The sequence below is a fragment of the Streptococcus sp. HMSC034B03 genome (genome assembly GCF_001838575.1).
GTDB classification, from domain to species: domain Bacteria; phylum Bacillota; class Bacilli; order Lactobacillales; family Streptococcaceae; genus Streptococcus; species Streptococcus anginosus.
The window spans coordinates 272,033-288,261 of sequence record NZ_KV837632.1; the positions used below are offsets into that span (position 1 = coordinate 272,033).

Genomic DNA, 16,229 nt, shown 5'->3' on the forward strand with positions numbered 1-16,229 from the left:
AAATAAAAACATGACCTTAGAAGTAATTATGCCAAAAGCCGGCGTTGATATGACAGAAGGACAGATTGTTCAATGGAATAAAAAAGTTGGCGAATTTGTAAAAGAAGGAGAAATCCTTCTGGAAATCATGACAGATAAAGTCAGCATGGAGTTAGAAGCAGAGGAAGATGGCTATCTGATTGCTATCTTGAAAGGAGACGGTGAGACTGTTCCTGTAACGGAAGTTATCGGTTATCTGGGCGAAGAAGGAGAAAATATTCCGACTACTGTGGCTGTTTCAGATGCTAGTTCAACACCAACTGCAACCACAACTTCTAACGACGATAATAAGAGTGATGACGCTTATGATATTGTGGTTATTGGTGGCGGACCAGCTGGCTATGTGGCAGCGATTAAAGCAGCTCAATTAGGAGGCAAGATTGCCCTTGTTGAAAAATCTGAACTAGGTGGAACCTGCCTCAACCGTGGCTGTATCCCGACTAAGACCTATCTTCACAATGCAGAAATTATTGAAAGCCTAGACCATGCAGCAAACCGCGGAATTATCATTGAAAATCCAAGCTTTACCGTCAATATGGATAAAGTTCTGGAAACCAAAAACAAGGTTGTCAACACACTTGTCGGAGGTGTTGCAGGTCTGCTTCGCAGCTATGATGTTGATGTTCACAAAGGAATTGGTACCATTACCAAAGATAAGAATGTCTTAGTGAACGGTTCTGAACTTCTTGAAACCAAGAAAATTATCTTAGCTGGTGGCTCAAAAGTCAGCAAGATTAACGTTCCAGGCATAGAATCACCACTTGTTATGACTAGCGATGATATTCTAGATATGAAGGAAGTTCCAGAAAGTTTAGTAATCATTGGTGGTGGCGTTGTTGGTATTGAGCTAGGACAGGCTTTCATGACCTTTGGCAGTAAGGTGACGGTTGTCGAAATGATGAATCGGATTGTTCCAGCTATGGATGCAGAAGTCTCTAAGAACCTACGGCTCATTCTTGAACGCAAGGGCATGACCATTTTGACAGAGACCAAGTTGGAAGAAATTATCGAAGAAAATGGCAAGCTCCGCATCAAAGTTGCAGGAAAAGAAGATATCATAGCTGATAAAGCTTTGCTTTCTATTGGACGCGTACCTGATTTGGAGGGAATTGGCGAGGTTGACTTTGAACTAGACCGTGGTCGCATCAAGGTCAATGAATATATGGAAACTTCTGTTTCAGGAATTTACGCACCCGGAGACATTAACGGTACCAAGATGTTGGCGCATGCAGCTTTTCGTATGGGAGAAGTAGCTGCAGAGAATGCTCTCAAAGGCAATCATGTAGTTGCTAAATTAAATCTAACTCCAGCAGCCATCTACACTTTACCAGAAGTTGCGGCAGTCGGTCTGACAGAAGAACAAGCTCGCGAAAAATACGATGTAGCTATCGGCAAATTCAACTTTGCAGCAAACGGACGAGCAATTGCATCTGATGCTGCTCAAGGATTTGTCAAAGTGATTGCTGATAAGAAATACGGAGAAGTTCTCGGTGTTCACATTATCGGCCCTGCAGCAGCTGAGTTAATCAATGAAGCTTCTACTATCATCGAAATGGAAATCACGGTGGAAGAAATGCTCAAAACCATTCACGGTCATCCGACATTCTCAGAAGTTATGTACGAAGCATTTGCAGACGTACTCGGCATGGCTATTCATGCTCCAAAGAAAAGATAAGAGGCACGATTGAGATGAAATACATTATTAACAACAGTAATGATACAGCTTTTAATATCGCTCTTGAGGAGTATGCCTTCAAGCATCTTCTTGACGAAGATATGATTTTCTTGCTTTGGATCAATAAACCTTCTATCATTGTCGGACGTCATCAGAATACTATTGAAGAAATCAATCGTGACTATGTCCGAGAGCATGGCATTGAGGTTGTTCGTCGTATCAGTGGAGGTGGAGCCGTCTATCACGACTATAACAATCTCAACTACACCATCATTTCCAAAGAATCTGAGAACAAAGCCTTTGATTTTAAGAGCTTCTCTATTCCGGTCATCAAGACCTTGGAAGCATTAGGTGTAAAAGCCGAATTTACAGGGCGCAACGATTTGGAAATTGACAGTAAAAAGTTCTGTGGCAATGCTCAGGCCTACATCAATGGCCGAATCATGCATCACGGTTGCTTGCTGTTTGACGTAGAATTATCCGTCTTAGCGAATGCCTTAAAAGTTTCCAAGGACAAGTTCGAGTCCAAAGGTGTTAAGTCTGTTCGAGCTCGTGTAACCAATATCATTGATGAATTGCCTGAAAAGATTACTGTCGAGCAATTTCGCGACCTCCTGCTAGACTATATGAAGAAAGAATATCCAGAAATGACAGAATATGTCTTCTCCGATGATGAACTAGCTGAAATCAACCATATCAAGGAAACTAAATTTGCTACTTGGGATTGGAACTATGGCAAATCGCCAGAGTACAATGTTCATCGTAGTACCAAATTTACTAGCGGTAAAGTGGAAATCTTTGCCAATGTTGTTCAGTCAAAAATCGAAAACATCAAAATTTACGGAGATTTCTTTGGAATCGAAGATGTAGCAGCAGTAGAAGAAGTCCTCAAGGGTGTTAAATATGAAAGAGAAGATGTTTTAAATGCTCTTGAAAACCTGGATATTTCTCGCTATTTCGCTGGAATTAGCCAAGAAGAAATTGCAGAAGCAGTGGTTGGCTAAATCACAAGACTATAACAAAATAAAAACATTCTTACATTTATTTAACTAAGGATGTTTTTTCTATTGTTTGAAGAAGCTGGTTATCAGGATGTTCAGATGCTTATGGGATACACCACAGCCAATAATCGTTTGGAGAATATCTGCTTTGGAGCAAGTTCCTTATTATCGAACCCTACAGAAATTATTGGATAGATTTTTTATAAAGAGGACGAAACATCATAGCAAATGCGAGGTTTTCCTTCATTATTATATTGACAAGCAACTAGAAAAGTACTAGACTAAAGTTATAAATACATCATAAAATGTCACAAAAATCTGTCAAACTTCTTCGTTTTAGAAAGGATGGTTACTATGGCTAAATTAGATGGAAAAGTTGCTTTGATTACTGGAGCTGCTGTCGGTCTGGGTCAGGGCATTGCCTCAGTCTATGCCAAATATGGCGCCAAGCTCTGCCTTTTCGATCGAGACCCTCAAGTAGAAGCAACTGCTCAAGAACTTCGTGACAGCTACCAAATAGATATTATCAGCTATATCGGTGATGTCAGTCGTCTAGAAGATTTGGAAGTGGCTGTCTCTCAGACTATCCAAGCCTTTGGGCATCTTGATATTGCCTGCTGTAATGCTGGTATCTGCAAGCTGGCGCCCTTTGAAGAAATGACAGACCAGATACGGGATCAACATATTAATGTCAATATCAAGGGAGTTTGGAACACTTGTCAGGCAACCATCAAGCCCATGTTGAAACAGAGAGCAGGCGCTATCGTCATCGCATCATCTGTAACAGGCGATTTGGTTGCTGATGCTGGAGAAACAGCTTACGCGATGACCAAGGCAGCTCTGGTCGGCTTAACCAAGGCCTTGGCAGTAGAATATGCCGATCGCAATATCCGAGTTAACTGCAGCCAGCTAGGCTATGCTCGGACACCGATGGTCGAAAAAATGGCCCTGGAATCCAACCCAGAACATCCAGAAGTTCCTATTCAAGATATTGCGGCCGCTGTTCCAATGAAAAGATTAGCTAAACCGCAAGAAGTAGGGGAACTCTTTGCCTTTTTAGGTAGTGATGAATCCTCCTATCTTACAGGATCTCAAATTGTCATTGACGGCGGTAGTACCCTACCAGAAACTATGAGCATGGGCACAAACTAGCAGCATTTAGCTCAATTCAAATAAAAAGTTTGCATACCTTAAATTATGCAAACTTTTTATTTTATAAATTATCCAATGCATTTTTTTGTTCGTCATTAACAATATGGGTGTAGAGATCTGTAACTTGAGTACTGGCATGTCCTAGCTGATGACTGACCAAAACTTGAGATTTAGTAGCATCATAAAGTCGAGTAGCCAGCGTATGGCGGAGTTTGTGAGGTGTCACTCGAACTTTGAAATCTTCAGAATACTTAGCAACCATCTTTTCTACACTAGAAGCATCAATCCGGTTAGGAACACCTCTATATTCTGTCAAAAAGAGGGCAGTGTCTGATTTTTCAGCTTTATAACGTTTAGAGCGAACCTCCAGGTACCTTTCCAAATAAGCTTTGGCAAAAGCTGCAACATTGACAGAATCTCTTTTCCCGCCCTTACGAGTAACTTCAATGACCATCATTTTGAGATTTAGGTCTTTCAAATCAAGATTTACTGCCTCGGATAGACGAACACCAGACGCAAGAAGCAGTGCTATGATTGCCAAATCTCGCTCTTTATTTTTTTCAAAAGAGGAGAGAGCCCGATTTGATAAATTTTTAGGGTATTCTTCATCAATATAATTCAAAAATTGTTCAGTTTCTTCGCCCAAAAAGAGTTTTTGTTTGATGTTTTCAGCGCGCGCAGCTAAAGTTTCTCTCTTTTTCTTAGTAGACACTTTTTTCATGACATTACGATAGAAATAAGGCTCCCCATTCTCATTTTCCACCTCTTCAGTTAAATATTTATAAAGGCTAGAGAGAGCAGAAAGAGTGCGATTAATGGTGGTTTGCGATACCCCGTTCTGTGTAGTATTGGCATTCAGCAATGGACGCTCCCGTAAGTAAAGAATAAACGCTTCCATATCTTTTTTAGTCATATTTTCCAATACTGACAGAGGAATTTCTGCAATCTGTGACCCATCAGCAATTCCAGAGTCTAAAATCCAATGAAAAAAGCGATCATATTCTTTGAGATATTCATATAAGGTTGTAAAACTGTATGGAACAGTCAATTTAGACTGATAGTATTCCAAAACATACCAAGGCATGATAGCTTTTAGTTTTTCAATTCTTTCTAACAGTATTTCACGTTTCATTAAGATATTCTCCATCATTTCTATATTAATAGAAGTATAGCACACTCCTGTGTTTTTTTCAAGAAAATTATAGTTTTTCGGAAAGATGTATGTAAGAGTCTATTGAAAGATTCGTTTCTTTACTTTGTAATAGATAATACACAATACAAAATAAGATCAGTTGGAATCTAGGTTCATCAGCAAATAAAAGTTCCGGTTGATTTATCATAGCACGACGCACGACAGATACCTGCGCGTTGTAATTGTCCTCCTGAAATTTCTCGAATACACGTTTATCATCAAATGTCAATAGTTTTTCAAAAAAAATAAAACAGCCCACCAAATTGAACTGCTTTATTCCAATCATCATTTACTACAAAATATGTTTATTTTCGTTTTTTCTTAGCTTTTTTCATTTTATTTGCCATACGTTTCATAGCTTGTTTGGTTGCAAATTCGCCGATTTTTCCTTTAAGTCCGCCACCAAACATCTGGCTCATATCAGGATTACCAGCTCCCCCTAAAGCGGACATATCCATGTTTTGAAGTGCTGACATATCCATCCCGTTCATATTTGGCATATTTTTTGGTAAATTGTTAGGGTTGAGCCCCATCTGCTTCATCATTTTATTCATATCACCAGACATGACACCTTGCATGACTTGCTTTGCTTGGTTAAAGTCTTTGATAAATTTGTTGACTTCGACAAAGCTATTACCAGAACCTGCAGCAATCCGACGGCGACGACTTGGATTAAGAAGGTCGGGATTTTCCCGTTCGGTAGGTGTCATAGATGACACAATGGCACGTTTGCGGGCGATTTCGTTTTCATCTACCTTAAAATTCTTCATAGCAGGATTGTTAGCCATGCCAGGAATCATCTTTAACAAATCTTCCATTGGCCCCATATTTTGTACTTGATCTAGCTGGTCAATGAAATCGTTGAAATCAAAGGTATTTTCTCTCATTTTTTCAGCCATCTCAAGTGATTTTTGCTCATCGTACTCCTGAGAGGCTTTTTCAATTAGGGTCAGCATGTCTCCCATGCCCAAAATCCGACTAGACATCCGATCTGGGTGGAAAGTTTCAATATCGGTAATCTTTTCTCCAGTACCAGTGAACTTAATTGGCTTGCCAGTGATTTGCCGGACAGATAAGGCTGCACCACCACGTGTATCGCCGTCAATCTTGGTCAGAATAACCCCAGTCACTTCCAACTGAGCGTTGAATTCGCGAGCTACATTGGCAGCTTCTTGACCAATCATAGCATCTACGACCAAGAGGATTTCATTTGGTTGAGCTAGTGCTTTGACATCGCGCAGCTCATTCATGAGCTTTTCATCAATTTGTAAACGACCTGCCGTATCAATCAAGACATAGTCATTGTGATTAGCCTTGGCTTGCTCTAGACCTTGACGAACAATCTCTACTGCTGGTACTTCTGTACCCAGTGAAAAGACTGGTACATCAATTTGCTGACCTAGAGTTTTAAGCTGGTCAATGGCTGCCGGACGGTAAATATCAGCAGCTATCATCAAAGGACGAGCGTTTTCTTCTTTCTTGAGTTTATTGGCCAACTTTCCGGCAAACGTAGTCTTACCAGCACCTTGAAGACCGACCATCATGATAATAGTCGGAATTTTTGGAGATTTGATAACTTCTGCCGTATCAGAACCCAGTACAGTAGTCAATTCCTCATCAACAATCTTGATGATTTGTTGAGCAGGATTTAACGTATCAATAACTTCGTATCCGACAGCACGTTCGCGAACTTTCTTGATGAAATCTTTGACAACGGGTAAAGCTACATCGGCCTCCAAGAGCGCCAGACGAATTTCTTTGGTTGCTTCCTGGACATCACTCTCGGAAATTTTGCCCTTGCGACGCAGATTTTTAAAGACGTTCTGCAAACGTTCGGTTAAACTTTCAAATGCCATAAATTTTATTTCTCCTAGTTAATTTCTATGTTATTGGTTATTGATTTTTGCGTTTTTTGAGCTGACAATTCACTATTCTCGATTGTCAATACTAGATAAAATTGCGATTTGCTCTTGTAAATAGGCATCATTAGCATATTTTTCCGTTATTTGATCGAAAATCTGACTTCTGACGATATAGTCTGAATACATGTGGAGCTTCTTTTCATAGTCTTCGAGAATCTTTTCTGTTCGTTTGATATTGTCATAAACAGCCTGACGACTAACTTGAAATTCTTCAGCAATCTCAGCTAAACTATAATCATCTGCATAATAAAGCTCGATATAATTCATTTGCTTATCTGTTAAAAGTGCTGCATAAAACTCAAAAAGAGCATTCATTCGATTGGTTTTTTCAATTTCCATAAAGATTATTATATCAAAAAATACAGATAAACTCTACTAGTGAAGAGCTTTACTCACTAAAAAACACTCTTAAATCACTAAGGGTGTTTACGTATATTAAATTATGTAATTTAAATCAGTTATTTTCCAGATAAAATTCAAATCGTTCGCCGACATACTGACTTTTAACATATTCAAAAGCGGTGCAGTCGTCAAAATAAGAAATCTGTGTCAAAGCAAGAATGGCATGTCCTTTAGGAATTTCTAGATGATGTGCAATCTTTTCTTTGGCAAGACGAGCATAAATGGTCTGTTGAGATTTTCCGATTTTATAGCCATGTTCTTGTAAGGTTTGAAAAAAATGTTTCGTAATTTCTTCTTTATTAAAATTTTTGATGAATTTCTCTGGAATGGAAGCGACTTCGTAAACTACGGGGATATTATCCGCATACCGCACCCGCTCCATTCGGACAACGTTTTCCGTCTTCTCAATTCCTAATTTTTCGACCTCTTCTTTACTTGGCAGTGTTCGACGGTAAGAAATCAATTGACTTGAAGGTGTCTTGCCTTGGGATTTGATGATTTCTGTAAAGCTGGTTGTGCCGCGCATCTTTTCCTGAACCCGTGTACTGGCTACAAATGTACCGCTACCCATACGGCGCTCTAGCACTCCTTCTTCGACTAAAAGAGTGATTGCCTGACGAAGTGTCATGCGGCTAACCTCAAATTGTTCAGCTAAATCGCGCTCACTTGGCAGACGTTGCCCGATTTTCCAGATTTCCTCGTCAATTTCTTTTTTTATTTGATCGTGAATTTTAATATAAGCTGGAAGCATAGTAACCCCTTTCAAGAATGGTTTCCTCTCTTCATTGTATTATCAATTGAAATAAAAGTCAATCGCTACTTAATGTTATTGGAAAAAGTCTTTATTTTGTGTTAGAATAAACAAAGAAAAGTCTTTTAAGAAAGGGAAGAAATGACAACTACAACTGAATTGCAAGATGTCGAAAGAATTATTGTACTGGATTATGGGAGCCAATACAATCAGCTTATTTCACGCAGAATCCGCGAGATTGGTGTTTTTTCTGAGCTGAAAAGCAATAAAATCACAGCTGCTGAGGTTCGTGAGATAAATCCAGTCGGAATCATTTTGTCAGGTGGACCAAAGTCTGTATATGAAGCAGGAGCATTTGACATTGATCCTGAAATTTTAGAATTGGGTATTCCAATTTTGGGAATTTGCTATGGAATGCAGCTTTTGACTCACAAATTAGGTGGGAAAGTTGTACCTGCTGGAAATGCCGGAAACCGTGAGTACGGTCAATCCGAGCTCACTCATACTGTCTCTAAACTGTTTGCAGGAACTCCTGAAAAACAAATCGTTCTCATGAGTCACGGAGATGCTGTCACCGAAATTCCTCAAGGATTTGTACGTACTGGTACTTCTGCCGACTGTCCATTTGCAGCTATTGAGCAACCTGAAAAGCAGATTTATGGCATTCAATTTCACCCTGAAGTACGCCACTCTGTTTATGGGTATGATATTCTACGCAATTTTGCTTTGAATATTTGTGGCGCCAAAGGCGACTGGTCAATGGATAACTTTATTGAAATGCAAATTAAGCGAATTCGAGAAACGGTTGGCGATAAACGTGTTCTTCTCGGGCTTTCAGGCGGTGTTGATTCATCCGTTGTTGGCGTTCTCCTTCAAAAAGCTATCGGAGACCAGCTTATCTGCATCTTTGTAGATCATGGATTGCTCCGTAAGGGCGAAGCAGATCAAGTCATGGATTCCCTTGGAGGAAAATTCGGTCTGAATATCATCAAAGCAGACGCTGCCAAACGTTTCCTTGATAAATTAGCTGGTGTTTCTGATCCAGAGCAAAAGCGTAAAATCATCGGCAATGAATTTGTCTACGTCTTTGATGATGAAGCAAGTAAGCTGAAAGATGTAAAATTCCTCGCACAAGGAACACTTTACACAGATGTCATTGAGTCTGGTACAGATACTGCCCAAACAATCAAATCACACCATAACGTTGGTGGACTTCCTGAAGACATGCAGTTCAAGCTGATTGAACCTCTGAACACCCTCTACAAAGATGAAGTTCGCGCGCTTGGTACAGAACTTGGTATGCCAGATGAAATTGTTTGGCGTCAGCCATTCCCGGGTCCAGGACTTGCTATACGTGTCATGGGGGAAATTACAGAAGAAAAACTAACCACTGTACGTGAATCCGACGCCATTCTCCGCGAAGAAATTGTGAAAGCTGGACTCGATCGTGATATCTGGCAATACTTCACTGTAAATACTGGTGTTCGTTCAGTAGGTGTTATGGGTGATGGTCGAACTTATGATTATACCATTGCTATTCGTGCTATTACTTCTATTGATGGAATGACAGCAGATTTTGCTAAAGTCCCTTGGGAAGTACTACAAAAAATCTCTGTTCGTATCGTCAATGAAGTAGATCACGTCAACCGTATTGTCTACGATATCACCAGCAAACCACCAGCAACGGTTGAATGGGAATAAAAACAGAAAAAGCTAAACTTCTTATTTCTTGAAGTTTGGCTTTTAAATTTGTCAGTTTATTTTCCCCACAAAAATTGAATCAGTAGTTTATCTACTTCTGGGTTTTCATGTAATTGGCTATGTTGTGCTAGTTTGCCGGTAATTTTCTTTTCTTGATAAGATTTGGCATTGTCTGCAACTAAGTATTTCAAACTGCGAGATGAAGAATTTAAAACAGAACCGTCTGATCCATTTTTATAATCACCATAGATATTCAAAACGTCAATTTGATTTTGTGGGAATACTTCACGTAATGGTAATAATCTTTGGAAAGTTTGCGTGACTTGGTTTGGTTGACCTGTTGTTTTGTCAACTTTCACATCAGATGATAAGCCCATAGCTTCTAAACCGGCAGCGAAATTTGCGATATTCACTTGTTTTTGCAGCTGTGGCAAGTTCTCATCTTGAGCATGTTCTAAAAGATAATACAAAATCGACATATTCCCTAAAGAATGACCTACCATATTCATTTTTGTAAAGCCATACTTTTCCTGTAGATTGCTGACGACAGCTTTTGCATACCGTCCAACATCAATGGGATTGCGATTGTCTTCGTAATTCACTTCTACGATTGGATTGATAGCATCTTTGGGAATGTCTCCCCTTAACGTAACTGCACCATTTCTATCAACATTTGCTCGAATAACTGTTTTTGTTACTCCTTCTTTTTTTGCTGCATTCGTCATGTGTCGCTCAGCATTGGCACTACTTCCATAACCATGAAAGAATAGGGTTGGAGTAGTTGATTGCACATACTTCTTTTTGTCTAATTTACCGTCTGCTTCAACGTTGTAAAATAAAAAAGCAGAAATAGCAATCAGAACTGTTAAAAGTCCTGTAGTTAGGACCGCTTTTTTCGTCATTTTTATCGCTTCTTTCTGTGAGATATATTTTTAAGTATAACATGTAACGATATAAATAACAATTGATTTGTTTGAAAACCCCTAGTAGAAATAAGCTACTAGGGGTGATGTTATTAAAACCAATTCATCACTTTCATGATGTGCATATTCATCTGAACTTGTCGGGAGTAATAATAATTCCCACCATTGATATAGAGCTTAGAGCCATGAAGGAGGGCGATGGGGTGGTAATAAGAATAGGTTTTGCCGGTCACGTTTCCTAAACTTGGTGCGACAACATTTTTAGAGTATTTTTTTGCCAAATCAAGGGTATTTTCGCCACCGTGTTTTGCAATATAATCGATGTAAGCTCGACCAAAGTTATAGGCTTGTACAGCGGTCCAAACATCTACTTTCTTTTCTTGAGCTACATTTAGATTCGCAGATAAGGTCTGAACACCTTGACGAATGCTTTTTTTATTATCTAAAATAGAGTTTTTCTGACCCGTCGCACTTTCACTAGATTGCATGACATCAGAAACTTTTCCTTTTGTTTCTGTGTAAATCATAGCAAGGACTAGTTCCTCATTGGCTGCAGTATCTTGTTCGTCTAGCACTTCTCTCACTAAGCTACGGTAGTTCATCACTTGCTTGACATCATGATGAACTTGAACAAGCTTGTAACCAACAAAGATTAAAAGAATGAGAAGGATCAATTTTCTAAGAATTTTAAACATTATTTACTTTGGATATCTTCTATGTTTTTGATGAGAATGGAATAGGTTCCATTCTCGTTTTGTATGAACTCTACGGATTCCGCATCTTGATAGATGTTATTGGGGACAATGAGTTCAATCCCATTTGAAAGAGAGAGCTTTTGATTTTCAAATTTTTTCTTCTGACGACTACTATCAATTTCATCAAATTTAACAGTTTCTGGAATTGTTTCCTTAACCTGATCAATAAAAGTCAAACGAGCTGTCAGATTGTTATCGAACAAGTCATCTGCTAATTTTTCTGGTGATAATTCATCATTTTCTTCTAAATTTTTGAAAATAGATGATTTAACCTTGGATTGAAATTGAAAATCATCCTGATTAAAACTTTCTGCAACTTTTTGAGCCGTTTTTTCTAAGGCTTTAATAGATTTCTTGGGAGAAATTTCAGGATGGACTTGTAATAGATTATCAGAAAAATAATTGAGAAAAGCACCATTGTATTTAATCCGCTTTTCAATCAAATGGTATTTACGTGATTGAAGATTGATGACCAAGGCTTCATCAGCGCCTGTACCAAATCCCGGCAAGTTGTTCTGGGTAATCTTGATAGGATTATCTACTTCTCCACCTAAGTGGGTGAGGGTTTCCCGCAGAGCAATGCGCAAAAAAGCAAGATGCTCTACTCCTTCCTTGTCAAATTGAACAAAAATCAAATCATTGGTTTTCTGATTTTCGCTCACCGAAAACTCCTCTTTCCAGAGATTGGCAATCGTTATAGAAGTTTCTAAAAGGTCTTTTGTCATATGTGATAAAAAGACATTATCTTCGGTAAAAATACCTGTTTTGGCCTCATCTGAATAGACACGTTCAATCTTCTTGCGAAGATATTCTTCAATTTTTGGAGTAATATTAAGATATTTATCTGCTAAAAGAAGGTCGGTGTCTGATGGACTAAATTGATGAATAATAGCTTTTTTTACGTAAATGTCCATTTCAGTCCTCATATAGTGGAAAGGCATCGGTCAATTCTTTAACTTCTGCACAAACCTGCTGTAAAACAGCTTCATTCTCTGCATTTTCTAAAGTTTTGATGATCAATTCTGCTACTTTAGTACTTTCAGCTACCCCAAAGCCACGAGCTGCAATAGCTGCAGTTCCGATCCGAATGCCACTTGTTTTAAATGGAGATAAGGTTTCATAAGGGATAGAGTTTTTGTTGAGAGTGATATGGACATCATCCAAAAGGTTCTGAGCGACTTTTCCATTTTCAACGACTTTGGTCACATCCACAAGGAAAAGATGATTCTCCGTACCGCCTGAAATGACACGGAAATTACCATGTTGTTGGAATACTTGAACCATTGCCTTAGCATTATCTAAAATCTGCTGAGCATAAACTTTGAAATCTGAATCCAATACTTCTTTGAAAGCAGCTGCTTTAGCTGCTACGACATGCTCTAGCGGTCCTCCTTGAATTCCTGGGAAGATTGCGGAATTAATCTTTTTCGCCAATTCTTCATCGTTGGTCAAAATTAAGCCGCCACGAGGTCCTCGAAGGGTTTTATGAGTGGTAGTTGTCGTAATATGTGCATACGGTACTGGACTTGGATGCAAACCAGCAGCAACTAAACCGGCAATATGAGCCATGTCTACCATGAGTTTGGCTCCGACAGTATCTGCAATTTCACGGAATTTAGCAAAATCAATAATATGTGAATAGGCAGAAGCACCTGCAACAATCAATTTAGGTTTGACTTCTTTAGCCTGCGCCAAAATAGCATCAAAATCTAAAAGTTCCGTTTCAGGATCGACATTATAAGGCACAAAGTTATAGGTTTTCCCAGAGAAGCTAACAGCTGCGCCATGTGTCAAATGTCCGCCTGCTGCAAGATCCATTCCCATTACTGTATCACCTGGCTCAATTAAGGCCATATAAGCCGCACAATTCGCCTGACTGCCTGAGTGGGGTTGAACATTGGCAAATTTTGCTCCAAAAATTTCTTTAGCACGTTCAATTGCTAATGTCTCAATCACATCCACAACGTCCGTACCACCATAATAGCGACGACCTGGATAACCTTCGGCATATTTATTGGTTAAAATAGAACCTTGTGCTGCCATAACAGCTTTTGAAACAACGTTTTCTGAAGCAATCAATTCAATATTGTTTTGCTGACGTTTTTCTTCTGCAGCAATGGCTTCCCAAAGCTCAGCGTCATATTCTTTATAGTTTTTATGGTCAAAAATCATAAGAGTCTCCCTTCTCTTAAAGCGGGGCTAAAACCTATTTAGTCAAGGTTTAGAAGTGAATTTCTGGAATTTTAGCGAGAATTTCTTCGCAAGTGACAGCACCTTGGCGTAGAATATATGCTGTTTCACCAGATAAATCCAAAATAGTTGAATCCTGTCCTGTTAGAAAAGCATCATCTTCTATACCAAGAACTTCGTGATTGAAATCGGTCATAATTTGCTGGAAGTTTACTCCGCTACTCTTTCCAGATAAATTTGCGGACGGACCAATGAGAGGTCCAAATTTTCTAATCAAGTCCAATGTTTTAGGATGACTAGGGACACGAAAACCAATTGTTTTCATACCTGAATTTACCCAAATCGGAACTTGTTCATTAGCTTGTAAAATAATGGTCAAAGGACCGGGTAGAAAGGCTTGATAGAGCTTTTTTAAATACTGAGGCTGATGTTTGGAAAATTGATAAATTTCTTCTAAGCTTGAAACATTTAAATTCAAGGCCTTTTCGCGAGGTCTGCCTTTTAAGTCATAGACATGACTGACGGCCTGCTCATCCAGTGCTTTACAAAATAAACCATATACAGTCTCTGTTGGCAGCACGACCGCTCCTCCGCTGCTCAGTATTTCCTCAATTTTATCCATTATCTACCATTACCATTCTATCTTTTCCGAATTGATCTTGCAAGACGCGAATTCTCATTTTTGGAAATGCAGACTCAAATAATTTTTTTACATGTTCCCCTTGCTTGTAGCCAATTTCGAGATAGATTTTTCCTTTTTCTGTCAAATGTTTTTGGGCGTTCTCAGCAATTTTTCGATAAACAGCATACCCGTCTTCTTCAGCAAAAAGAGCAAGATGAGGTTCTGAAGCAAGTACATTTAGTCCTACTTCTTCTCTGTCCGTCTCTGAAATATAGGGCGGATTGGATACAATAATATCATACTTTCCTGTAATTACCTGAAAACAATCAGACTGAACAAAATCAATTGCTACATCAATTGCTTCCGCATTTTCTTGCGCCAAATCCAGAGCATCTTGGGAAATGTCGGAAGCCGTGACCTGCCAATTCGCACGCTCAGCAGCCAAAGATAGAGCAATTGCTCCACTTCCAGTGCCAATATCCAAAACTTTCAGACTGCTATTTTGATTTTCAGACAAGATAAGGTTGACCAATTCCTCAGTTTCTGGTCGGGGAATTAGCACTCGTTCATCTACTTTGAACGAATGTCCATGAAATGCTGCGTTCCCAATAATGTATTGGGCAGGTTTATGAACCAATAATTGAGATTGAATCTTTTTCAGTAATTCTATATCATCTGCTGTTGCTTCTGCTTGCATTTTCAGCACAAATTGGGTGAAGGATAAGTTTCTCAAAGACCGAAAGGTAAAGGAGAGGCTTTCAGCTTCTTCGCCAACTGCTTCAAGCTGTTTTTCCATTTCAGCAAGAATTTGAGCTAATTTCATTATTTATTCAATTCTTCTAGTTTTTGTGTTTGGTCATACAATACCAAGGCGTCCACGATTTCATCTAATTTTCCAGCTAAAATCGTATCTAGCTTTTGCAGCGTTAAACCAATACGGTGATCTGTCACACGATTTTGTGGAAAATTATAGGTACGAATCCGCTCCGATCGGTCTCCAGTACCAATAGTTGATTTCCGCTCGGCATCTTGCTCGTCTTGCGCAATTTGCGCAAAATGATCCGCTACACGCGCACGGATGATCTTCATAGCTTTGTCGCGATTCTTTTGTTGGGTTCGTTCTTCCTGCATTTCAACCTTAATATTTGTAGGCAAATGAACGATCCGAACGGCTGTTGCAACTTTGTTGACATTCTGACCGCCAGCACCAGAAGCGTGATAAATGTCAATCCGAAGATCTTTTGGATCAATATCATATTCCACTTCTTCAACTTCAGGCATGACTAAGACTGTTGCTGTCGAAGTGTGAACTCGTCCTTGACTTTCTGTCACTGGGACACGCTGTACACGATGAGCACCTGATTCGTATTTTAGTTTGGAATAAACGGATTGACCAGAAACCATCGCTACTACTTCTTTGAAGCCACCGACTCCATTCATAGAGGCTTCCATAACCTCGAATTTCCAGCCTTGCGATTCGGCGTATTTTTGATACATTGTCAGAAGATCACCGGCAAAGAGCGAGGCTTCGTCACCTCCTGCTGCACCACGAATTTCTAAGATGATATTTTTATCGTCGTTTGGATCTTTTGGTAAAAGAAGAATTTTCAATTTTTCCTCGTATTCTTCTTTTTCAGCTTTTGCGTCTTTGAGCTCTTGCTTTGCCATTTCTTCCAAATCAGTATCACCAGAAGCGCCTTTGATCATTTCCTCAGCATCTGTGATGTTTTGGAGCACCCTTTTATATTCACGATAAGTTGCTACCGTATCGCGTGTACTCGCTTCTTCTTTGGACAATTCCATAAAACGCTTGGTGTCACTAACAACATCTGGGTCACTCAGAAGTTCTCCCAACTCTTCATAGCGATCTTCAACGGCTTGTAGTTGTTCATAAATATTCATCG

15 protein-coding genes are annotated in these 16,229 nt (G+C 39.3%); 4 read left to right on the top strand and 11 right to left on the bottom strand.

Annotated elements, in window-relative coordinates:
- The first annotated feature begins 10 nt into the window (after positions 1 to 10).
- The 3 genes from lpdA to ucpA all read left to right on the top strand — a co-directional run bounded on the left by lpdA (position 11) and on the right by ucpA (position 3,867).
- Positions 11 to 1,714, top strand: a complete 1,704-nt coding sequence (lpdA, locus tag HMPREF2634_RS06125) for a dihydrolipoyl dehydrogenase (protein WP_021001688.1) — start codon at positions 11 to 13, stop codon at positions 1,712 to 1,714.
- Positions 1,715 to 1,728: 14 nt separating this feature from the next.
- The gene (locus tag HMPREF2634_RS06130; RefSeq protein ID WP_021001687.1) at positions 1,729 to 2,718 is read left to right on the top strand and encodes a lipoate--protein ligase; all 990 of its coding nucleotides are present in this window, start codon (positions 1,729 to 1,731) and stop codon (positions 2,716 to 2,718) included.
- Positions 2,719 to 3,069: 351 nt separating this feature from the next.
- A complete protein-coding gene (ucpA, locus tag HMPREF2634_RS06135) occupies positions 3,070 to 3,867 on the top strand; it encodes an SDR family oxidoreductase UcpA (RefSeq protein ID WP_021001686.1) in 798 nt (265 codons plus the stop codon).
- Between the two features lie 61 nt (positions 3,868 to 3,928).
- Here the strand turns inward: ucpA and xerS are convergent, their stop codons facing one another.
- From xerS to HMPREF2634_RS06160, 4 genes are all read right to left on the bottom strand, one after another.
- The gene (xerS, locus tag HMPREF2634_RS06140; RefSeq protein ID WP_021001685.1) at positions 3,929 to 4,999 is read right to left on the bottom strand and encodes a tyrosine recombinase XerS; all 1,071 of its coding nucleotides are present in this window, start codon (positions 4,997 to 4,999) and stop codon (positions 3,929 to 3,931) included.
- 365 nt (positions 5,000 to 5,364) lie between these two features.
- Positions 5,365 to 6,915, bottom strand: a complete 1,551-nt coding sequence (gene ffh / locus HMPREF2634_RS06150) for a signal recognition particle protein (RefSeq protein ID WP_021001684.1) — start codon at positions 6,913 to 6,915, stop codon at positions 5,365 to 5,367.
- A 72-nt stretch (positions 6,916 to 6,987) separates the two neighbouring features.
- Positions 6,988 to 7,320 carry a putative DNA-binding protein gene (locus HMPREF2634_RS06155; RefSeq protein ID WP_003034487.1) on the bottom strand — a complete coding sequence of 111 codons (333 nt, stop codon included), beginning with the start codon at positions 7,318 to 7,320 and terminating at the stop codon, positions 6,988 to 6,990.
- Between the two features lie 115 nt (positions 7,321 to 7,435).
- Positions 7,436 to 8,134 (bottom strand): GntR family transcriptional regulator, encoded by a 699-nt coding sequence (locus HMPREF2634_RS06160; protein WP_021001683.1) that lies wholly within the window; start codon positions 8,132 to 8,134, stop codon positions 7,436 to 7,438.
- 141 nt (positions 8,135 to 8,275) lie between these two features.
- On the opposite strand from HMPREF2634_RS06160, the gene guaA reads away from it, so the two are divergent.
- The gene (gene guaA / locus HMPREF2634_RS06165) at positions 8,276 to 9,835 is read left to right on the top strand and encodes a glutamine-hydrolyzing GMP synthase (RefSeq protein ID WP_021001682.1); all 1,560 of its coding nucleotides are present in this window, start codon (positions 8,276 to 8,278) and stop codon (positions 9,833 to 9,835) included.
- Between the two features lie 56 nt (positions 9,836 to 9,891).
- On the opposite strand, the gene HMPREF2634_RS06170 is transcribed toward guaA, so the two are convergent.
- From HMPREF2634_RS06170 to prfA, 7 genes are all read right to left on the bottom strand, one after another.
- Positions 9,892 to 10,737: an alpha/beta hydrolase gene (locus HMPREF2634_RS06170; RefSeq protein ID WP_021001681.1), complete on the bottom strand. Its 846-nt coding sequence runs from the start codon at positions 10,735 to 10,737 to the stop codon at positions 9,892 to 9,894.
- Between the two features lie 113 nt (positions 10,738 to 10,850).
- Positions 10,851 to 11,453, bottom strand: a complete 603-nt coding sequence (locus tag HMPREF2634_RS06175; protein ID WP_021001680.1) for a lysozyme family protein — start codon at positions 11,451 to 11,453, stop codon at positions 10,851 to 10,853.
- Positions 11,453 to 12,427 (bottom strand): nucleoid-associated protein, encoded by a 975-nt coding sequence (locus tag HMPREF2634_RS06180; RefSeq protein ID WP_021001679.1) that lies wholly within the window; start codon positions 12,425 to 12,427, stop codon positions 11,453 to 11,455. The genes HMPREF2634_RS06175 and HMPREF2634_RS06180 overlap by 1 nt, the downstream gene beginning before the upstream one ends.
- A gap of 1 nt (position 12,428) precedes the next feature.
- Positions 12,429 to 13,685 (bottom strand): serine hydroxymethyltransferase, encoded by a 1,257-nt coding sequence (gene glyA / locus HMPREF2634_RS06185; RefSeq protein ID WP_021001678.1) that lies wholly within the window; start codon positions 13,683 to 13,685, stop codon positions 12,429 to 12,431.
- A 49-nt stretch (positions 13,686 to 13,734) separates the two neighbouring features.
- Positions 13,735 to 14,325, bottom strand: coding sequence for an L-threonylcarbamoyladenylate synthase (locus HMPREF2634_RS06190; RefSeq protein ID WP_003034403.1), 591 nt, complete (start codon positions 14,323 to 14,325; stop codon positions 13,735 to 13,737).
- The gene (prmC, locus tag HMPREF2634_RS06195) at positions 14,318 to 15,148 is read right to left on the bottom strand and encodes a peptide chain release factor N(5)-glutamine methyltransferase (RefSeq protein WP_021001677.1); all 831 of its coding nucleotides are present in this window, start codon (positions 15,146 to 15,148) and stop codon (positions 14,318 to 14,320) included. Before prmC ends, HMPREF2634_RS06190 begins: the two co-directional genes overlap by 8 nt.
- Positions 15,148 to 16,227: a peptide chain release factor 1 gene (gene prfA, locus HMPREF2634_RS06200; protein ID WP_021001676.1), complete on the bottom strand. Its 1,080-nt coding sequence runs from the start codon at positions 16,225 to 16,227 to the stop codon at positions 15,148 to 15,150. The genes prmC and prfA overlap by 1 nt, the downstream gene beginning before the upstream one ends.
- Between the last annotated feature and the right edge of the window lie 2 nt (positions 16,228 to 16,229).